The sequence below is a fragment of the Psychroserpens sp. NJDZ02 genome, from assembly GCF_004843725.1.
In the GTDB taxonomy this organism is placed as follows: domain Bacteria; phylum Bacteroidota; class Bacteroidia; order Flavobacteriales; family Flavobacteriaceae; genus Olleya.
This window is the reverse complement of the sequence record NZ_CP039451.1, coordinates 592,972-615,058: the sequence shown is the minus strand read 5'-3', so window position 1 is coordinate 615,058 and position 22,087 is coordinate 592,972. Positions and strand designations below refer to the sequence as shown.

At 32.2% G+C, this 22,087-nt stretch carries 14 protein-coding genes; 11 read left to right on the top strand and 3 right to left on the bottom strand.

Annotated elements, in window-relative coordinates; all coding sequences use genetic code 11:
- Positions 1 to 95 precede the first annotated feature (95 nt).
- Together E9099_RS02765 and obgE are read left to right on the top strand one after the other, a co-directional pair.
- Positions 96 to 1,211: an adenylate kinase gene (locus E9099_RS02765; protein ID WP_136582198.1), complete on the top strand. Its 1,116-nt coding sequence runs from the start codon at positions 96 to 98 to the stop codon at positions 1,209 to 1,211.
- Between the two features lie 78 nt (positions 1,212 to 1,289).
- Positions 1,290 to 2,285 carry a GTPase ObgE gene (obgE, locus tag E9099_RS02760; RefSeq protein ID WP_136582197.1) on the top strand — a complete coding sequence of 332 codons (996 nt, stop codon included), beginning with the start codon at positions 1,290 to 1,292 and terminating at the stop codon, positions 2,283 to 2,285.
- A 111-nt stretch (positions 2,286 to 2,396) separates the two neighbouring features.
- On the opposite strand, the gene E9099_RS02755 is transcribed toward obgE, so the two are convergent.
- Positions 2,397 to 3,503 (bottom strand): alpha/beta hydrolase family protein, encoded by a 1,107-nt coding sequence (locus E9099_RS02755; protein WP_136582196.1) that lies wholly within the window; start codon positions 3,501 to 3,503, stop codon positions 2,397 to 2,399.
- Between the two features lie 174 nt (positions 3,504 to 3,677).
- Here E9099_RS02755 and E9099_RS02750 point away from each other — a divergent pair, with 174 nt between their 5' ends.
- The 6 genes from E9099_RS02750 to E9099_RS02725 all read left to right on the top strand — a co-directional run bounded on the left by E9099_RS02750 (position 3,678) and on the right by E9099_RS02725 (position 9,874).
- The gene (locus E9099_RS02750) at positions 3,678 to 5,957 is read left to right on the top strand and encodes an alpha/beta hydrolase family protein (protein ID WP_136582195.1); all 2,280 of its coding nucleotides are present in this window, start codon (positions 3,678 to 3,680) and stop codon (positions 5,955 to 5,957) included.
- Between the two features lie 308 nt (positions 5,958 to 6,265).
- Positions 6,266 to 6,781 carry a hypothetical protein gene (locus E9099_RS02745; RefSeq protein WP_136582194.1) on the top strand — a complete coding sequence of 172 codons (516 nt, stop codon included), beginning with the start codon at positions 6,266 to 6,268 and terminating at the stop codon, positions 6,779 to 6,781.
- Positions 6,782 to 7,118: 337 nt separating this feature from the next.
- Positions 7,119 to 7,616 (top strand): hypothetical protein, encoded by a 498-nt coding sequence (locus tag E9099_RS02740; protein ID WP_136582193.1) that lies wholly within the window; start codon positions 7,119 to 7,121, stop codon positions 7,614 to 7,616.
- A 52-nt stretch (positions 7,617 to 7,668) separates the two neighbouring features.
- Entirely contained in the window at positions 7,669 to 8,085 is a 417-nt protein-coding gene (locus E9099_RS02735; RefSeq protein ID WP_136582192.1) for a hypothetical protein, read from the top strand.
- Positions 8,085 to 9,149, top strand: a complete 1,065-nt coding sequence (locus E9099_RS02730; RefSeq protein WP_136582191.1) for a sensor histidine kinase — start codon at positions 8,085 to 8,087, stop codon at positions 9,147 to 9,149. Before E9099_RS02735 ends, E9099_RS02730 begins: the two co-directional genes overlap by 1 nt.
- Entirely contained in the window at positions 9,146 to 9,874 is a 729-nt protein-coding gene (locus tag E9099_RS02725; protein WP_136582190.1) for a LytR/AlgR family response regulator transcription factor, read from the top strand. The genes E9099_RS02730 and E9099_RS02725 overlap by 4 nt, the downstream gene beginning before the upstream one ends.
- A gap of 11 nt (positions 9,875 to 9,885) precedes the next feature.
- On the opposite strand, the gene E9099_RS02720 is transcribed toward E9099_RS02725, so the two are convergent.
- Positions 9,886 to 16,488 (bottom strand): alpha-2-macroglobulin family protein, encoded by a 6,603-nt coding sequence (locus E9099_RS02720; RefSeq protein ID WP_240788944.1) that lies wholly within the window; start codon positions 16,486 to 16,488, stop codon positions 9,886 to 9,888.
- A gap of 245 nt (positions 16,489 to 16,733) precedes the next feature.
- Here E9099_RS02720 and E9099_RS02715 point away from each other — a divergent pair, with 245 nt between their 5' ends.
- The 3 genes from E9099_RS02715 to E9099_RS02705 all read left to right on the top strand — a co-directional run bounded on the left by E9099_RS02715 (position 16,734) and on the right by E9099_RS02705 (position 20,718).
- Positions 16,734 to 17,678 (top strand): tetratricopeptide repeat protein, encoded by a 945-nt coding sequence (locus tag E9099_RS02715; protein WP_136582189.1) that lies wholly within the window; start codon positions 16,734 to 16,736, stop codon positions 17,676 to 17,678.
- Positions 17,679 to 17,831: 153 nt separating this feature from the next.
- Complete coding sequence (locus E9099_RS02710) at positions 17,832 to 19,187, top strand: UDP-N-acetylmuramate--L-alanine ligase (RefSeq protein ID WP_136582188.1); 1,356 nt, start codon at positions 17,832 to 17,834, stop codon at positions 19,185 to 19,187.
- Positions 19,188 to 19,305: 118 nt separating this feature from the next.
- Positions 19,306 to 20,718: a hypothetical protein gene (locus E9099_RS02705; protein WP_136582187.1), complete on the top strand. Its 1,413-nt coding sequence runs from the start codon at positions 19,306 to 19,308 to the stop codon at positions 20,716 to 20,718.
- Between the two features lie 131 nt (positions 20,719 to 20,849).
- On the opposite strand, the gene E9099_RS02700 is transcribed toward E9099_RS02705, so the two are convergent.
- A complete protein-coding gene (locus tag E9099_RS02700) occupies positions 20,850 to 22,031 on the bottom strand; it encodes an MFS transporter (RefSeq protein WP_136582186.1) in 1,182 nt (393 codons plus the stop codon).
- Positions 22,032 to 22,087 lie beyond the last annotated feature (56 nt).

Here is a 22,087-nt window from a genome sequence, read left to right as displayed (position 1 = left end):
AAATACATTTTAAAACCAAAACAGTACCTAAAAATCGAATTCAAATATCTCTTAAACAGTCACAATTGCGTATATTTGCGCTTTAAATTTATAAAATGCAGACGATAACGCTTCACGACAAACAGTTTAAACCATTTATTTCTGAACAGGAAATTGATGATGCAGTCACCAGAATGGCGCATCAAGTTGCAGAAGATTTAGGTGACGAAGTACCCGTTTTTATTGGTATTTTGAATGGCTCTTTTATGTTAGTTAGCGATTTTGTAAAAAAATATCCAAAACCCTGCGAAGTCACATTTATTAAACTAGCGTCTTATGAAGGTGTTAAATCGACAGAAGATATTCAGCGTTTAATAGGTTTAACACAAGACTTAACGGGACGTACAGTTGTTATTTTAGAGGACATTATTGATACCGGTAACACTTTAGTCGAAGTACATCGCATTTTTGAGAACGAGAACGTAAAACAATTATTAATTGCAACACTTTTTTATAAGCCAGCAGCTTATAAAAAAGACTTTAAGTTGCATTATGTTGGTATGGAAATACCTAATAAATTTATTGTAGGCTACGGATTAGACTATGATGGATTAGGAAGGGATCTACCAGCAGTATATCAATTAAAAACCACACAACATATGACTAATTTAGTGCTATTTGGACCTCCAGGTGCAGGAAAAGGAACTCAAGCTAATTTTTTAAAAGAGAAATATAATCTAGTACATATCTCTACAGGAGATGTGTTTAGATATAATATCAAAAACGAAACGGCTTTAGGGACATTAGCAAAATCATACATGGATAAGGGGCATTTAGTGCCAGACCAAGTGACTATAGATATGTTAGAAGCAGAAGTGGACAGAAATGCAGGAGCAAATGGATTTATTTTTGATGGTTTTCCAAGAAATGAAGCACAAGCTGTAGCTTTAGACAAGATAATGGATGCAAGAGATTCTGAAGTTAGCGCAATGGTTGCTCTAGAAGTTGAAGATGAGGTCTTGGTACAACGTTTATTAGAGCGTGGTAAAACTAGTGGAAGAAAAGATGATTCTGACGAGTCTATTATCAGAAACAGAATTAAAGTATATTATAGCGAAACGGCTATTTTAAAAGACTATTACGCAGCTCAAAATAAATATTTTGGAGTGGATGGAATAGGATCTATTACAGATATTACTAAACGTTTAAATACTGTAATTGACAAATTGTAATACAAACCAATAGGTTTGAGTTATTGAAGTATTAGTGAAAGCTTTTAACTGATAACGTTTTAATTTTTTAAATAAATTATGACTGAGGGAAATTTTGTAGACTACGTAAAAATGCACGTCTCTTCTGGGAACGGAGGAAAAGGATCTGTGCATTTACACCGCGAAAAATTTATTACAAAAGGAGGACCAGATGGAGGAGATGGTGGACGTGGAGGACACGTTATTTTAAGAGGGAACTCTAATCTTTGGACACTATTACATCTTAAATTTAAGCGACACGTCAAAGCTGGACACGGTGGACACGGAAGTAAAAGTAGAAGTTCTGGAGCTGATGGAGAAGATATGTACATGGACGTGCCTTTAGGTACTGTTGTAAGAGATACTGAGACGGACGAAATTCTTTTTGAAATTACTGATGAAGGGGAAGAGGTTATCGTTGCAGAAGGTGGAAAAGGAGGTCTAGGAAACTGGAATTTTAGAAGTTCGACAAACCAAACGCCACGTTATGCACAACCAGGTTTGCCTTTGGTAGAGCATTTTATTACTTTAGAACTTAAAGTTTTGGCAGATGTTGGATTAGTTGGTTTCCCTAATGCAGGAAAATCTACACTTTTATCTGTGGTGACCTCAGCAAAACCGAAAATTGCAGATTACGAGTTTACGACGCTTAAGCCAAATTTAGGTATTGTAGAATACAGAGATTTTCAAACTTTTGTAATGGCTGATATACCAGGTATTATTGAAGGTGCGGCGGAAGGAAAAGGATTAGGGTATTATTTTTTACGTCATATAGAACGTAATTCGATTTTACTATTCTTAATACCAGCAGATGCGCCAGATATTAATGCACAGTATGAGATCTTGTTAGATGAATTAAGACGTTATAATCCAGAAATGTTAGACAAAGATCGCATGATTGCTATCTCAAAGTCAGACATGTTGGATGATGAACTTAAAGCTGAAATGAAAGAAGAATTAGATAAAGTATTACCAATACCTTATCAGTTTATATCTAGTGTTGCACAACAGGGGTTAACCGAGTTGAAAGATTCGCTTTGGAAAATGTTGAATTAAGTATTCAAATATTATATAAAAAAAAGCTTCCTATTGGGAAGCTTTTTTTATATAATATTTTTAACATTCTGTGTTACGACACATCAACCTCACGTAATATTACTACTTATACTAAAATCGAGCATTAATCCAATCGGACATTATTTTTAAAACGTTAGGAGAGAAGGTTTCTTCATTTGTAAAATATTCATTTAAAAGTCCCGTTTTAGCGGTTTGAAACAAGTGATTGTATCCTTCCAATTGTTTTATAGTAACATCCTTATTATTCGCAGTTTTAAGATGTTTTTCAATTTCAGGTAAATTAATTTCAGGTAACACTTGTACATCTTTTGATCCGTTTAAAACAAGAATCGGACAATTGGTTTTCTCTAAATAAGGTTTAGGATCTAGTTTTATAAAAGCCTGTAACCAGGGATTAGAGAGTTGTGTTTTTAATTGATTAATAGTATAATCATTAACATATACTTTAAAAGGACTGTCTTCAGTTTCTAATTTGACTTTAAATTCTTTTAAAGCATTTTCGATAGCTGATTTTTGTTTTTCAACTTCAGTTTCAGAAAACATAGCTTGGTATACAATAGTGGTTAATTCGTTATTAAAAGCAATACCTTCGTCTGTCACTCCTTGTAATTTGGCTATCTTTTTACTTTGCGATTGTAATATTTTTTGACCATTAACTCCAGGTCCGGCAAGCATTATTACGTAGGCAACATTAGGATTTGTAGACGCGACGATAGGTGCTATTAGCCCACCTTCGCTATGACCAATTAATCCAATTTTAGACGAATCAATATCTTTTCTAGTTTGTAAATAGCTAATTCCGGCTTCAACATCTTTTGCTAAATCAAAAGTGGTTGCTTTACTAAAATCACCTTCGGACTTAGCAGTACCACGTTCGTCAAAACGTAACACCGCGATACCATTATTGGTCAGGTAGTCCGCAATAACCCAAAAGGATTTATGATCCATCATCGTGCAATCTCTATCATGCGCACCAGACCCATTTATTAAAATAGCAACAGGCGGTTGTTTTATATTTTTTGGTAATGTTAATGTGCCAGCTAATGTAATACTGTCGACGTCTTTATTTATAAACGAGACGTCTTCTATTATATAATCAAAGGGGCCTTTTGGGGTTTGGGGTTTTTCAGTTTGCGCAAAAGATATTGTGCAAATAAACACAACTAATAAGGGTAATGCTTTTTTTAAAGTTTTCATATTAATGGTGTTAATTGCTATTTCCGTTTATCATTATTAGTTGACCGCTTATCATAATTTCAATTTTAAAAACAGATTATAGATATATCTTTATAAAAACAAATGTAACAATTAAGTGTAATTGATTACTAATTAGGTAACTACTAATAATAATAATAATAATAATAAACCATCATGAAAAAACCAAACACAAAATTAGTATTAAGTATTTTAGCTTTGCTGCTATCCATTAGCACATTTGCTCAAGATATTTCTGGATCTTGGAAAGGAACATTGACCGCGCAAGGTCAAGACATACCTTTATTATTTAATGTAAAAAACGATAGTGGTGTTTTGTCATCTACAATGGATAGTCCTTCTCAGGGTGCAACAGGGATTCCTATGGATAAAACCCTTTTTGAAAACAACCAATTAAGCATCAATTTTACGCAAGGCGGTATTAAATATGTTGGTGTTTTAGATAAAGAAGCTATTACTGGAATATTTTATCAAGGAGGCATGGAGTTTCCTTTAAATCTAACAAAAACCATAAAAACCAAACCGGGGGATGTTTCCTTGCCATCATCTAAAGATGCTTTAGATAAGTTGTCTGCTTTTGATAACGGAACATATAAATATTCTGCTGAAGATTATTTTGAAGATCCAGCAACTAGCTCTTTTCAATTTTCGCCTAAAGGAAATTACTTTTCGTATAGAGAGAAAGATGCTAGTGGAAAAAATCATGTATATGTGAAAAATACAAAAACAGATAAGGTGACACGTGCTATAGAAGAAGGTGAGGAGTTAATTAGAGGTTATGGCTGGGCTAATGATAATAGATTAGTTTATGTAAAAGATAATGGCGGTAACGAAAACTATCAACTGTTTGCTGCTAATATTGATGGAAGTAATCCAAAAGCATTAACACCATTTGATGATGTACAAGTTAATTTTTCGAACCTGTTAGAGGATCAACCAGATCATGTTATTATTATGATGAATAAAGATAATAAACAAATATTTGAGCCTTACAAAATCAATATTGTAACGGGAGATATGGAAAAACTGTTTGAAAATAAAGATGCATCTTCACCTATTGCGGGTTATGAATTTGATAAAGATGGAAATTTAAGAGGTTATACAAAACAACAAAATGGAGTAGAGTACGTGTTAAATTACAGAACAGACGCCGATCAACCTTTTAAAGAGGTGGTTACTACTAATTGGAAAGATTCTTTTTCTATCGTAGCTTTTAATTATAATACAGCTTATAAGCATGATGCTTTTGTGTTAACTAATTTAGAGAGTAATACAAGCGAATTGGTTTTATACGATTTAGCAAAAAAAGAAATTATAGAAAAGGTATACAGTAATCCTACGTTTGATGTAGGTGGTGTTAGTCGTTCTAAAAAGAGAGGATATGAAGTGGATTACTATTTTTATACAGGAGAAAAAACACACATTGTACCGGTAAGTGATTATTACAAAAAGTTAGATAAAAAATTCAAAAAAGAGTTTGGAGATAAAGTGTTTTCTATTGTAGATAAAACGGAAGACGAGGATAAATACTTAGTAATTATACAGACGGATAAGTTATATGGGACTTACTATACTTATGATGTGAAAAGTGACACGTTTACAAAACTATTGGATTTAATGCCACAATTACATGAGGAAGACATGGCAGAAATGAGACCTATTAACTTTATATCTCGAGATGGTTTAAAAGTCTATGGTTACATCACAATACCAAATACTATTAAAAAGGGACAAAGAGTGCCATTAATTGTAAATCCTCACGGTGGACCTTATGGTGTTAGAGACTATTGGGGTTTTAATCCAGAAACGCAATTGTTTGCAAGTAGAGGGTATGCTACTTTACAGGTTAATTATAGAGGGTCTGGTGGTTATGGAAAAGAATTCTTTTTAAAAGGGAATAAGCAAATTGGGAGAAAAATGCTTAACGATTTAGAGGATGCTGTAGCTTATGCTAAAACCTTAGATTTTATTGATGGAAATAAAACGGCTATTTATGGCGCAAGTTACGGCGGACTGGCAACTTTAGGTAGCCTTGTTAAAACTCCAGATTTATATACTTGTGGGATAGATTATGTAGGTGTTAGTAATCTGTTTACCTTTTTTGAGTCTTTTCCAGAATATTGGAAACCTTACATGCCACAATTTAATGAGCAGTGGTATAATACTGAGGATGAAAATGATCAAAAGATTATGACAGAAGTATCTCCTGCTTTACACGTCGATAAAATTACTAAACCATTATTTGTAATTCAAGGTGCTAATGATCCAAGAGTTAATATAGACGAATCTGATCAAGTTGTAAAGAGCATGAGAGCAAGAAATATAGAGGTGCCTTATATGGTAAAGTACGATGAAGGACATGGATTTTCTCATGAAGAAAATAGAGTAGCATTGTACAAAGCGATGTTAGGTTTTTTTGCACAACATTTAAAGTAAACCAGCCAAAACCAATCAAAACCAACCAATCCATTTAGTTAGTAAAAAGCCTTTTAAGCGTAATCTTAAAAGGTTTTTTTATGACTTAAAACCTTTTGTTTCCGTTTAGCATAATCTATTTACCACTCGTCATATTATCACTTTTAAATGCCTAATGTGGCTGTATATTTATACTATCAATACAAAGCGAGTAGTAATTATCAATCAAAAACAACAGTGTTATGATCAATTTAGTAAAAGCAGTCGTTCAATTAATCATTGACGTCGTTTTAAATTAAAACCAATAATTAACCAAAAATCAATACACCATGACAACATCAAAAACAAACAGAACAGACACATTTAAACAACAATTATCAAAATTTAAAAAGCTACTTATAGGAGCTAAACTGGCAAAACTATCATCAATTGTTTTGGTAACTATTTCATTAGCGTTAGCATTTAAATCTAGAGATAATAACCTATCTGTAATGCTATTATTAATGGGGGCTTTAGCTATAATCTTTTTTATAGATAAATTTATGTCTCTAAAAGATATAAGACAAAAATCCTATACACAAATGTTCTTATTGGCAAGTATTACAAAACTTAAGACTTATATGTCTAGACGTAAAAAATATGAAATGTATTTTATTGCTTTTTGGATGTTAACTCTAATTCCTTTTTCAGCGACTTATTTTAGTTCAAATGTCTATGGTATTTTAGGTGTTGTTCTTTATATAGCTGTTGTTGGCTTTTTAGGTAACTTAGCTTATAAAAAATCAGATAAAGAGATTTTAGAGCTAGAAATGACTATGAGTAAAGAACTAGAAAATTTTATATAATTACATATTACGGTAAATAGAGAAAATATTAAGCACAGAAACAACTAAAACCAACCAATCCATTTAGTTAGTAAAAAACCTTTTAAGAGTAATCTTAAAAGGTTTTTTTATGACTAAAAACGTCCTATTTCCGTTTAGCATAATCTATTTACCACTCGTCATATTATCACTTTTAAATACCTAATGTGGTTGTATTTTTATACCATCAATACAAAACGAGCAGTAATTATCAATCAAAAACAACAATGTTATGATCAATTTAGTAAAAGCAGTCGTTCAATTAATCATTGAAGTCGTTTTAAATTAAAACCAGTAATTAACCTAAAACCAATACACCATGACAACAATAACAACAACAGACCTTTTTCAAGACCAATTAAAAAATTTCAAAGCATTATTAAATGGCTCAAAAATGGCAGAAGTATCTTCTATAATTTTAGCTGTATTCTCAGTAGGGGCTGCTTTTATATCTCGAAATAATTTAGAGCAGGCAATCCCATTACTATTGGGGGCATTGGCACAAATAATTTATACCATTAAATATTTGCAAACAAATAATATAAAACAAAAATCATATACACAAACCTCTTTAAATAGTAGTGTTTTAAAATTTAAACAATACATATTAAAACGTGAAAAATATGAAATGCCTGTTATGGCTTTCTACATGGTAACTTTGGTGCCTTTTGCATTAAGATATGCGTCTATAACTGTTGTGATTTCAGTTTGCATAATTAGTTTAGCTTTAGTTTCCTTTTTAGGTTTTTTAGCTTTTAAGAAAGTAGATAGTAATATAGAATTATTGGAAATTACATTAAAAAATAAGTTTCAGTAGTAGTAGAATAGTAATATATTACGATTGCTTAATATGATAAGTTGTAAAGTTAATGAAGAAAATAAATTCTAAACGCGTATTTCTCTTAATCACTGTATTTGCTCTATTTTTATTGGGACTCTTTTTTGCAGGTATCTTTACTTTGGGTATGGGTAAAGGTTATACCTCTGCCATAATTGAAAACACGATTAAAAAGCAATGTAAGTGTACAATAGTTGAAAGTATACAGTTACAATTAAAAGAATCAATGCTTGTTGATCAAGAAAAAATGAAAAAACATACCAATGCTTTCATGTTTATATTGTCAAACTGTGATTATCCTTCTATATCCGATTTAAAATTGGAAGTAATTAGACTCTTAGTTAAAGCGCGTATATGTGAAGATTATAACTTTCAATTTATAGTTAAAAATTTTAATGGTCAAGACCAGCGTTTTATAATAGATAACTGTAACCTAATAGAAAATTAATGAAAACTAAAGCAATTTACTACTGGTCACTGCAAGTCATAATCTGGTCTTTATTAAGCGGAGTTGCTGCTTTCTCTTATTGGATTTCAGGTAACGAATTTAAATTAGAGATCTGGCAATTACTCTTAGATTTTGTAGCACTAGCAATTTTATCTATCTTAATAACACATTTGCTTAAAAAATTTATAAATAAATATTTAGAATTTGATGCGCTAAAAGTAATCGATGGTTTTAAAATTATGGGGCTTTTGTTTTTAGCTAGTGCACTTTTAATCCTGTCGTATACCATTTATATCAGGTTGACTTATACTTTTTTGTATGATCGGGTAGATGTTTTAAATCATGCTTCTCAAAGTTTAAAAAATCATATTATTTTGTTTTTAAATTACGGTATTTACTTTATGGTTTGGACTGTATTTTATGTCGCTATCAAAGGATTAATGCAGCTTAATATAACAAGAGAAAAACGTTTGGAATTGGAGACTAGTTTAAAAGAATCTCAGCTTAATACTTTAAAAGGTCAAATTAACCCACATTTTATGTTTAATAGCTTAAATAATATTCGTGGATTAATGTTAGAAGATGTTGATAGAGCAAGAAATATGCTAACCAATTTGTCTGAAACCTTAAGGTATTCATTAACCAAAAGTGAAGAAAATGCCATCTTGTTAGAAGACGAACTAGAGATGGTAGAAAGTTATATCGAAATTTCTAAAATTCAGTTTGAAGATCGTTTGCAGTTTACAACTAATATTGACGAGGCTTCTTTAAATAAGCAAATCCCACCAATGATTATTCAGATGTTGGTAGAAAATGCACTTAAGCATGGTATTTCAAATTTAAAAAAAGGAGGACAAGTATGTTTATCTACAACTATAAAGGATAACCAATTGCAAATTGAGGTATCTAATTCTGGGACATTACAAACCCACGAAGACTCAACCAAATTAGGTTTAAAAAATATTAAAAGACGTTTGGAATTATTGTATGATAAAAAGGCGACATTTTCTTTAAACGAAATAGATAACCAAGTGGTTGCCACTATTAAAATGCCATTATTATGAAAATATTAAAAGCAGTTATTGTTGAAGATTCTAGATTGGCTAGAAACGAATTAAAAGAGCTTTTAAAAGCACATAAAGAAATTGAGCTTATTGGCGAAGCTGAAAACGTAGACGAGGGGTTTAAGCTTATAAATGAAATTAATCCAGACTTACTTTTTTTAGACATTAATATGCCGGAAAAAGACGGGTTTGAGCTTTTAGAAATGTTAGACGAAGTACCAACTACTATTTTTACAACCGCTTTTGACCAATATGCTATTAAGTCGTTTGAGTATAATGCGTTTGATTATTTATTAAAACCCATCAATCAAAAACGCTTTTCTGCAACAATAACAAAAGTCTTGGAACAAAGTCATGACGCTCCAAAAACAGAAACCAAAGAAGCGGGTTTGAGTTTAGATAAAAAGATTTTTATCAAGGATGGCGAAAAATGTTGGTTGGTAAAAGTGCAAGACATTTCTTTATTCGAAATTGTTGGTAATTACACCCGAGTCTTTTTTGAAGGTAACAAACCATTAATTTATAAATCACTTGCTCAAATTGAAGAGAAACTGCCTTCAGATATTTTCTTTAGAGCTAACAGACAACAGATTATTAATATTAATCATGTTAAAAAAGTAGTCTCTTGGTTTAATGGGAAACTAAAAATAGAACTGAATTCTGGAGAAGAAATTGAAATCTCAAGAAGACAGTCCTATATATTTAAAGATCAGTTAAGTTTTTGATGACGTATTAATTACTCTACTTCAATACGCACACCTTCACTATGACTGCTAAATTCTGGTGCATACATACTTTGTATGGTTGTAATACCATTACTCATATTACCAGCATTGTTAACACGTAAATCATATTCAAAGACATAAATACCTTTTGGTAAATAGTCAAAAAAGAAGTTAGTTGAAGCATCCTTAGTAGCTTCGTAATACCCTAAACCATCTTGATACTTGTATTTACTTAATACATTTACCGGTTCTAATCCTGCAGCGCGCATATCTTTCATATGTACAAATTCCATAGCGCGATCGCTTCGCAATTCTATACGGACTCTTATTAAATCGCCAACCTTAAGTTTGGTGTCTTTAGTGATTGCAGTAATAACCTCACCAGTATCCGTGTTGGTTTTTAAATACAATTGCTTTTTCAGTTTTAAAGGCGTTTCAGCAGGCGTTATTTTATCTAAATCTTCAAAATATTGCCAGTATAAACTTCCCCAAGCAATACCGTCTCCTTTTTTAGTCAGTTTGACATCTGCCATTTTTGGTGTAATTTCAGCTCCGGACCAAGACGTTTTGTAGTAACCAGTACCAGCTTCAACTTTTACATTTTCTAAAGTAGTAGGTGTTATTTTTTTACCACCTAAAACCACATCTACCATATCAGTAACACTTAACCAATCATTACCTTGTAATAGTAAAGCATAAACTGCATCGGTAGTGGCTTTAGTTGTTTTCCATCGGTTGGTCTGCTTATTTTTAAGTAACCAGATCTTAAGATTATCAATGGTTTTTGTTTGTTCTGCTTGCGTTTCGATAGTACTTAGTTTGACATCAGTACTAATAAGGTCTATTTCCGCAAACGCTTCAATCATCAACGCTTGTGTTTCAATAGAGGCTTGATACCAATAATACGAGTTGGTGTTTTCTTTCCAATACATACCTAACTCGTCAGACGTAATACTATTCTCTTTAACAGACTTTAAAATGGCATTAGATGTTGTTTTGTCTTCGTTTCTATTCATAATTAAAGCCATCATTCCTTTAGCATATAAAGGGCGTTTTAACCAGTAGTTTCTAATCTGAGACAAGTAATATTGGTGTATGTCTTCTTGCTTTTTAGTTAATTTATATTCCGGGAAAAAGCTTCGCATGTATAAATAATGTAACTGCGTATAATTTAAATGATCTTTGGTATAATCTATTTTGTTAGTATACTTTGCTAAGTCGTTATATTCTTTTTCAAATGCCGCATCTAAATATTTTAAAGCATTTTCAACCATATCAGTAATGTCTTCATCTTTATCGCTAACCACATTTAGTTTTTTAAGATGACCAAAACCTGTAATAATATGTTGTGTGATGTAACGGTTAACGCGGTAGTCTCCAAACCAAGACCAACCCCCATTGCTCATTTGGTTGTTACGTAGTTTTTTCTTGGCGCGTGTTAATTCATTATTCATTTTATTTAAATCGAATAATAAAGCAATACGTTTTTTCTGTTCCGTTTCTGACTGTGCATCGCGTAACCATGGTGTTTCCTGAATTAAAATAGATTTTAATTCTTGATTTTTTTCAAGGTTACTTAATAACGCATCTGTGTTTTTCCATTGGCTAAACACCTCTTTAATACGGGGATTGCTATTTACAATATGACTAGCTAAAGCATTCGCGTAAAATCTACTAAACGTCTGTTCGTTACATTCATATGGATATTCCATTAAGTAGGGTAACGCTTGTACTGCATACCAAGCCGGATTATTAGTCATTTCCAACGTTAATTTGTGGTGCTTTAAAGTAGTAGACGTGTTTGTCTTTAATTTATCTAAAGTAAAGGTTCTACTTTCGTTACTTCTAATCCACATGGGTAGGGTTTCTGTTACTAACATGCGGTTAGTTAAAACTGGTAAAGCATTTTGTTCGCCATCACTAAAATCGCCGGATTTGGCTAATATTTTATACTGTACAGCACTCACGTTATCCGGGATAGATAGCGTCCATGTGACTTGTGTGTTGCCTTTCGCTTTCGCGGAAAAGGATTGCTGATTTAAAGCATTGGCTAATTCCGAATCTATAGATTTCCCGGTCAATGCATCAAATAACTGAAGCACTGCCGTACCACTTAAATCTTTTGTACTAAGATTAGAAATTTTAGTGCTAATCTGAATTTGATCCCCTTGACGTAAAAAACGTGGCACATTAGGTAAGACCATCAAGTCTTTTTGTGTGACTGTTTGCAAAGTTTTTTTAGCATAATTACCTTGCTTATCATGGGCAAACAAATTAAGATTCCATCTAGTCAAAGCTTCAGGAGTTGTAAAGTTAAACGATACATTGCCCTCTGTATCTGTGGCTAATTGCGGAAAGAAAAAGGCAGTTTCTTGTAAATTGGTTCTTGCTTTTACATCAGAAAACTCTTCTTTTGCTCCATTTTTTGTGGTGATTATTACCACTCCGTTAGCACCTTTGCTTCCGTATAAAGCGCTTGCTTCTGTTCCTTTTAGGATTGACATTTGTAGTATATCGTCTGTATTTAAATTAGAAACATCTCCATTAAAAATCACACCATCGATTACGTATAGAGGGGTGTTGTTACCATTTATACTTGCAGCGCCTCGGATTTTAATAAATTCATCTTTTACAGATTTACCATTTCCATTTGTAATACTTAAACCGGATGCTCGACCTTCAAGCTTGTTGTCTGCCTCCATCATTGCGTCTTCTGACTCCATTACCGCTGGGGGGGCACTCAACATTCTAGAAGATTTCCTTTTTAATGTAGAGCCATACCCAGTCACTACAACTTCCTCTAAAGCATTATCTGGATTAAGAGATATATTAATAACATTGTCAGACCCAACAGTTTTTTCGATAACTGAATAACCGACATAATTAAAAATTAATATATCGCCTTGTTTTACTTTAATGACGTACTTTCCATCAAAGTCAGTACTTGTTCCTGTATCTGTTCCTTTTACTTGTATTGTAGCACTAGGAAGAGGTGTTCCATTTTCGTCGTTAACAGTTCCTGCCACAAATCCTTTTTTAATTGTACTATCATAAGACGTTACAACGCGATCAATTCTCAGTTTATTTAAATACTGATTGTAGACCCAACGGTTATTATTAATGGTAAAGCCAAACCAATTAAATTGATCAAAACTTTTTAAGTTAATATAACGCTCAAAATAATAAGGATTAGTAATGTTAAAAGCGGTGGTTGCAAAACTATTACCATTACCATGTCTGTAAGATGCGTAGTAACTTCTTGGTGTAAAGTTGGAGTAGTTCCAGTTGTGTGGTTTGAATTGGTCTAAAGACGCATCGTACATACTAGCTAATACTTCGGATGCTATTTTTTCGCCTTTAGCGCCTTTTATTTTAAAACACCAAGTTTCATCTGTCCCTGGTTTTAGTTTATCTCTAAAAGTTAAGCTTTCAATTTCTAATTCTGTTTTAGGATAGGGTACATTTATAGTCATACTACCACCTTCATAGCTATTAAAAGCTGCTGTACTGTAATGAATCCCAAAACCTCCTAAATCGTTTTTTTCAATAGGAATACTTATGGTCTTTTTATTGTTATTTAATTGAATAACATAATTTTTTTTGATTTGAAACTCACGCTCTACACTAACAGTAACAGTTGTGTTTTTGGCAGCACTGGCTAAAGTTAGTATCAGGTTATCACCAATCTGATAATTGGTTTTGTCAGTAGTTACAGATAATAATTGCTGGTCTGCTAACGTTTTGTCTTTATCAGCATATAAGGTTGTTTTAACTTCATCTTTTACGTCTTGGCCAAACTTGTCTTTTGTGTTTAGCTCAATAAAATAAGCACCCGATAACCATTTTTTAATATTTTTTAAATCAATAGTTTTAGATTTTTCGGTATCAAAGGTTTTACTTAATACTAAGTCCCCTTTTGTCCAATTTTCGAGATTGTCTTCATTCGTGTAAGCGTCATGCGGAAAATAGTTTTTAAAAGCAGCTTCTGTAAAACCAGGATAATCTGGGGCTGTCCAAGGACGTGTTCTTAGGACCGTGCTTGGAGCTTGTAATTTATAAATTTTTAACGTTCCTTTTGCCGCTACAAATTGACCATTTAGATTTTGTGTTGTAATAGTAATTTGATTATCTTTTTTAGATTTATCAATAACGGGACTAATACCAATAGAGGCTGTTAAAGCATGGTATCCCACTTTTACAATAGTTGAGGTGCTTCTCGTTTCTCCGTTAATATCTGTGACATCTGCAGTGACTTCATAACTAAAAACAGGTAAGCCTGATTGGTCTACTTTTTCATCAGGTATTGCTTTAAAAACGATATCATAATTCCCATTGGCATCTGTAGTCGTTTCTCCATGTGTTATTTCTTGCGCGTCACTATTGTAATTTGGTCTATACCATCTGTACCATGCAGGGTATTGTACGTTTCTAACCACACGATAGATTACTTTGGCATCCGTAATTTTACTTCCAGCAAATGCGATAGCTTCTCCTGTTACAGTAATACTATCGTTAACCTTTATAGTTTCGGTAATGGGATTGAACTTAGTTTCGAATTTAGGACGCTTATATTCTTCAACAGAAATACTAGTGTTTCCATAAATCTTATTATCACTAATAGTAATGCTATAATTACCAGTCAGTCCATCGTTTGGTAAAATAAATTCCCCAGAAATCGAACCAAAATCATTAGTTACAAGGTCTAGATCACTTACTTTTTCGCCATTAACATTGTATAATACAACGGTAACTTTTTTATTAGTAATAACTTCGGTTTTATTGTTTTTATTTTTTAAAGCGATGGCTTTAAAATAAACGGGTTGTGACGGTCTGTAAATACTGCGGTCTGTAAAAATAAAAGCTTGATAATTGGCATCGTTATTAGCGTGGTTTTTGTAGTAATTATTAATATAATAATTGCCAAAATAAGCAGTGTCTGATTTGGTCTTAATAGTAAAGTTAACATTGTTACGGTTGTAATTTGTGCTTTTGTTCAATGTAATAAGACCTTCTGCATTTGTTGTTTGACTTGTGGTTTTTAAGACGTCATTACGGCTGGTATGTTCAATATCTACTTTGATATTTGCTAAAGGTTGTCCGTTATTACGATCAATAACTTGGTAGAATTCTTGATTTTGATCTTCAAAATCCACAATAGCAATGTCTGTAACTTGTGTTAATGTGGTTGCGAAAAAGTTGTCTCTTAGGTCCTTCGATTTTCCAAGAATCAAATATAGACCATTATCTAATTTTGGGACTAAAGTTTCTGTGGTGTGTTGTTGGTAATCGGATTCGCTTTTTAAAGTTGACTCCCATGTTTTTTCAACTTTAAGTTTACTAATAAATGTTGTTTTTTCGTCTTCCTTGTACAGTTTTGAATAAGCATCACGTTGTTTTCTAGTTAGTTTAAAAGCTTGAAAGTTTAAATTTTGGATGTTTTTATAACTAATTAAAAAACGCGAATGCGTATTGATTGACACAAACTGTTCTGCAGTAATATTTAATAAGGGTTGCTGTATTTGTGACTGTAAAATTTTGCATAAACTAGCACCTTTACTATCTGGAAAAGTGGTAATAACTTGTTTGCTTAATGTTAACGCTTCCTTGATTTTATATTGAAGCTCTGGATTAGTTTCTTTATTATAACCATTACCTTGTACATTGTATAGCGTGGCTATTTTAAAATTGTAAAGTGCAGAGACTTGGTGTGTTTTATATTTTTCAGCTGCAGCTTTAAGTGTGTTTAAATAGATCGTCTCTTTGTTGTTTAAAGTCGCATGATTGTATACATACTCTAAACGGTCTATATTAACTTCGGTTAAAGCGTATGGGTTTTTATCTTTTAGATGAAATTTAATTAAATTCTGATAGATTTTTAAGGCTTGTAATTGTAATGACGTCGAATCTTTAGAGGTAATAGTTGTTCTAGAAAAGGTTTTTGAGTCCGCTAAATAGTCCGCATTGTCAATTAGAAATTTATAAGCTGGTTTTTTGATTTGGTTTTCAGGTGTTTTATAAAAGGTTAAGGCATTATGATTTAAAAAATCAAATAACGTGGGTCTGTAAACTTCAGAATCTTTCCCTTTGGCTATAATAGCACTAAATTGGCTAATGTCCGTTTGTTGTAAAATTAAGCCATTGCGTAACGAGTGGTCATAAAGTGTTTGGATTTCGGTGAATAAGGTTTCTAAATCCCAAGTTCTAAAATCAATAGCGTCTGCTTTGTCTTCTGTTTTAGTCCGTCTGTAAAACTGATATCTATTTTGTTGAAAGTACTGCCAATACAAAGTAGCTAACATATTTTCTAGCACATTTTTAGTTGGTGCTTGACTTTTAGCTATTTCGGCTTTAAAGCTGTTGACTATATTTAATTGTGCATCTTCTTCTAATAATAAAGCAAATTTACTTTTAAATAGTAAAACTTTTATACGTTGGTCTGTATCGTTTTCAGCAATAGCTTTGGTTTCTATCGCTGCAATAACTTCAAGTGCGCTTTTAGGTAAACCATTAATTTCGTGCGTTTCTACTTGAGTCCAAAGTTTGGAATACTTGTTGGTTTGAGAATAGGTGGTAGAGAATAGTAAAATCATTAAATATGTTGAAAGATGCTTCATTTTATTAATTTTTAAACAAGATACTTTAGTTTTTAAGTTTGCTGTAACATAAATGCGTAAAGTAAACGTTTCAATGAGTGACGTGTTATAAATTTAAAGTTAAATAATATTTAACAATTTAAACAAAAACAATACCAAGAGAATACTATTTTTGTAAACCTTTACTATTCAATTATTAAAGCGTATGCTAAAAAGCCTATCTTTCAATACCGTAATTAATAGCGAACAACAAGACCTATAAACACATGAAAACATTTTTAGTCGCCTTACTATTTCCTATTGTGATTTTTGCTCAAACGTCCATAGAAAAGGGAGAAACTTATATCGCTAACAAGCAATTTTTGAAAGCTGAGAAAGAATTATTAGCTTACGTTAAGTATCATGAAGATAATTTACAAGCTATAGAGTTGCTTGGTGATGCGTATGGACATCAAAAAAAATGGGATGAAGCAGCGACAGAATATAAAAAGCTTATTGCAGCTAAGCCAAAGTCTGCAAATTATCACTATAAAGTTGGTGGTGCTTTAGGGATGAAAGCCTTATCGGTTAATAAAATATCCGCTTTAGGAATTATTGGAGATGTTAAATCGTCTTTTTTAAAAGCAGCGGAATTGGATGCAAGTCATATTGAGGCACGTTGGGCTTTAGTGGAGTTGTATATGCAATTACCAGGTATTATTGGTGGAAGTAAAAAGACCTCTTTAAAGTATGCTAATCAGTTAGAAAATTTGTCTAAAGTAGATGGCTACTTGGCTAAAGGTTATATTTACGAATATGATGACGAACCAGAATTAGCAGAAGAGTATTACCTAAAAGCCATTAAAGTAGGAGGGTCTTTGACATGTTATGAAAAGCTTACTGCTTTATATGAAAAAGAAAAGCAACCAGAAAAAGCAGTCTCTAATATAGAAGCAGCACAGGTAAAGCATGAGCGTAACAGTTTACATTATCAAATAGGAAAAGTGTGCGCTGATTATAATGTACAGTTGGATAAAGGTGAGCGCTGTTTAGTGACGTATATTAATAATTATTCGGCTAAAGATGGCGTGCCAAAAGCGTGGGCTAATTACCGTTTAGCACAAATCTATAAGCATAAAAGTGATAAGACTAAGGCGTTAAAATTTATTAATTCAGCTATAGCTGAATTGCCAAACATCGACGTGTTTCAAGATTTTAAAGACGATATTTAGTGGTCAGTCACCAGCGTTTTGTATTATCAATTAGTAGTGTGTCATCCTAATAGAAACCCGTGGTGCTCTTGTGATATTTGACTTATTTATTGGTTAAATCCATGTCAAAATTAAATCCAATACTTATCTTTACTTTTTATTTATAAAAACTCTATGAACGTACATTTTATAGCTATTGGTGGATCTGCCATGCACAATTTAGCACTAGCATTACATAACAAAGGATATCAAGTTACAGGAAGTGACGATACTATTTTTGAGCCTTCAAAATCAAGACTTGACGCCAAAGGATTGCTTCCTGAAACATTTGGTTGGTTTCCTGAAAAAATCAATGCTAATTTAGACGCTATTGTTTTAGGGATGCATGCCAAAGCTGATAACCCTGAATTATTAAAAGCACAGGAGTTAGGCTTGAAAATTTATAGTTACCCTGAGTTTTTATACGAGCAATCAAAACATAAAACTAGAGTTGTCATTGGTGGAAGTCACGGTAAAACAACCATTACTTCAATGATATTACATGTGATGCATTATCATGATCGTGATGTTGATTATATGGTAGGGGCACAATTAGAAGGGTTTGACGTTATGGTTAAACTAACTGATGATAATGATTTTATAGTTTTAGAGGGCGACGAGTATCTAAGTAGTCCGATTGATAGACGCCCAAAGTTTCATTTATACAAACCAAATATTGCATTATTAAGTGGGATTGCCTGGGATCATATTAATGTATTTCCAACGTATGAAAACTATGTAGAACAGTTTAGCATATTTGTAGATAGCATTGTTAAAGGCGGAAGTATTAATTATAACGAAGAAGATGCTGAGGTAAAACGTGTGGTGGAAGCTTCAGAAAACCCAATACGTAAGATTGCATATAATACTCCAGAATATACAGTTGATAATGGTGAAACACTATTAGAAACTCCAGAAGGACCAATGCCAATAGAAGTGTTTGGAAAACATAATTTAAACAATTTAGCAGGAGCCAAGTGGATTTGCCAACACATGGGGATTGACGAAGACGATTTTTATGAAGCTATTTCTACCTTTAAAGGTGCGAGTAAGCGTTTAGAGAAAATTGCGGAAAGTAAAACTAGTGTCGTTTACAAGGATTTTGCACATTCGCCAAGTAAAGTAAAAGCAACAACAAATGCGGTTAAAGAGCAATACGAAAATCGTACGTTAGTGGCTTGTCTAGAGTTACACACATATAGTAGTTTAAATGCTGAGTTTTTAAAGGAATATAAAGGTGCTTTAGATGCTGCAGATGTTGCAGTTGTCTTTTATAGTCCGCATGCAGTAGAAATTAAAAAACTAGATTCAGTTTCTGAACAGCAAATAGCAGAGGCTTTCCAACGTGAAGATTTAATTATTTACACTAATCCTGAAGATTTTAAAAACTATCTATTCTCTCAAAAATTTGATAACAAAGCTTTGTTATTAATGAGTAGTGGTAATTATGGTGGATTAGATTTTGATGAAGTAAAGGGGTTGGTGGGGTAGTGTATTTCTTTTAAAAAGGACTCTTAATTAAATATTCCTGCTTTCGTAGGAAATACAAAATGGTTTTTGCTTGTAACATTTGTGTATGAATGCCTACTTATTGGTATAAGAAGGTGATATGCAATTTAAACGACTATTTTTTGATTCTTCAATTTCTCCGAAGTCTGTATCTAAGGGAAGATTTATATCTGCCTTAATTATAGGGTTAATTTCTGCAGTAATAATTTATACTTTTTTTTATGGTCTAAGAGAATTTTACAGAGTATTATCTGTTCAAAATTATATGCCTATTATTTTAAGTGAAGATAAGAGATCGTTTTATAATTTGTTCTTTGCTGGGCTTTCTATGATTTTTGGACAATCAATAATGCTAAGCATTCTTATTAGTCGACCACAGAAAGTATTTTCAAGAAAAAATAATAAACGCCAAAGAATATTAAATGATCAAGTGTTTTTAAATTTTAATGTTGCATTTTGGATATGTGAAATGGGACTTTTTTTTGCGGATTTTCTTACGTTTATCGATTTGTTTTATCCTTTAATACTTCTAATAATTGTCATGTACCTTGACGTATGGAAGGTTTTACTTCAAGTGATTGGAAAAAAGAGATATAAATATTTATTTATACATTTTGTTGTTTTTTGCTTATTGACGTTTGGATTGTCAAAAATTAATAATATCAATTATCAAACGGTAGATGCATTTAGTTTAAAAAGTTATACTAATATGAATTTGCCAAAGTCAAATTATAAAACTGTAAATAGACGACATGTAGATTATTATGATTTAAATTATGTTTTAATAAATAATCCTGACGGAACATTATCTGTTAAAAATCATGAAAATAAATTAGTAAATATTAATGAAATACGTTCTGAGTTAGTTGATCAAAAAAAAGGCATGCGAGAAGTATTGATTCCAAGTCTTGCTGTTAATATATTTGCGGATAGTACAACGAATTTGGTGAAACTAAAAGCTTTTGAAGAACGTTTATTTGCAATACAACAAGTCATAGTGAATTATGTGGTTTTTAATGAAGATGATTACTCTCGACGATTTGAAAAAAAACATGTTTATAATCGATTAAATCGGGATGTTGAGGCTTTTAAAAATACCAATAGTACTTTCTATAAAGAGTTGCCTCCTTTTTTATTCAATCCAATTTTACCTTCAGGAATAGACACTAGTGACTATTATAAAAATAAATTAACGGTTAACCTTAATAGAAAAGGTGTTTTTATTGATGGATATAAGGTGTCTAATAATTTGTTAATTAAATCTTTAAAAAATAATATTGCTGAGGATACTTTAATTGAATACGTGATTTCTGAAGAGTCAACTTATCAAGATTATATATGGGTGTTATCTTCACATAATAAAGTAGTTGAAGAATTAAGACAACAACATCAAACTATTAAGTTGGAATACGATGATAAATATAGATGTTTAAATAAAAAAGCTTTTGAAGCGGAAAGGGATTCTTTAAGGGAATTGTATCCTTTTATTAAAGGAGAAGTTTTAAAGAATTAAAACTATCTATTCTCTCAAAAATTTGATAACAAAGCTTTGTTATTAATGAGCAGTGGTAATTATGGTGGATTAGATTTTGATGAGGTAAAGGGATTGGTGGGGTAGTGTTCAATTAGAATAGACTATAGTAATTATAAAGCTGTTGTTTTTTGTTTTCTTCCCAAAGCAAGCAAACCTAATATAGGTCCTAAAGCCAGTATAAAATAGATGCTGTTGGAGTTTGATAACTCAACTAAAGAAGTCATAACTTGAATACTAATTATGGTAATAGTAAACCCAAGACAGTTTACTATAGTCAGTGCAGTTCCTTTTAATTCAGAGCTTGCGTTTTGAGCCACTAAAGTAGATAGTAAAGGCGAATCAGCAACAACTACCAGTCCCCAAAATATAAGAAAACCAATAAGTAACATCTCTGAAGTTGTAGTAAACACTAATGGAGATATTAAACAACAGAGACACGATAAAAGCAGCGCGATAAACGCTGTTTTTTTTGTGCCTATCCTTTGTGCGATATAACCACTAATGATACAGGCTAATCCGCCTAAGCCTATTATTATAAAAGATAATAAAGGGATATTAAAGGTTGTATCTGTATTTATTATGGTGTATTGTTTTAATATTATTGGCACAAAAACCCAAAAGGTATACAATTCCCACATGTGACCAAAATACCCAAAAGCAGCAGCTCTAAAATCTGGTTTTTGAAAGACATTAAAAAAGGCAGTTAAATTAGTGTGCTGACTGCGCTTACGGAAAGGACCATCAGGTATAAAAATTAACATTAATACACCGCCAAAAAGGGCTAATGTAGATGTTGTGATTAATACTGATTTCCAAGGATAGGTAGCCGTGAGATCTTTTAGTAGATGTGGGAAGGCGGTACCCAATACTAAGGCGCCCACTAGAAAACCAAGAGATTTTCCTAGACCTTTGTTGTAATAGTCCGTTGCAATTTTCATTCCTACAGGGTAGATTCCAGCAAGAAAAAAACCAGTTAAAAAACGAAGTGTAAGTAAGCTTATCAGACTATTGCTATCCCAAATGATACAGAGGTTAAAAAAGGCGCCAAGTAAAGCACTTATAAAAAAGACTTTTGAAGGCGAATACCGATCTGCAATCGTTAAAATAGCAAAAAGTAATGTGCCAATAATAAATCCAAATTGTACTGCTGAGGTTAAGTGTCCTAAAGCGCTAGGGTTAAGACCAAAATTTAAAACAAGATCATTTATAACGCCATTACCAGCAAACCAAAGACAGGTGCAACAAAACTGTGATAGTACAATTACAGGTAGTATTATTTTAGAATGCTTCATTGTTAGTAATAGGTGTTGTGCTTTGTGCAAATATAAAGTTGCAAGGTTATCTTTAA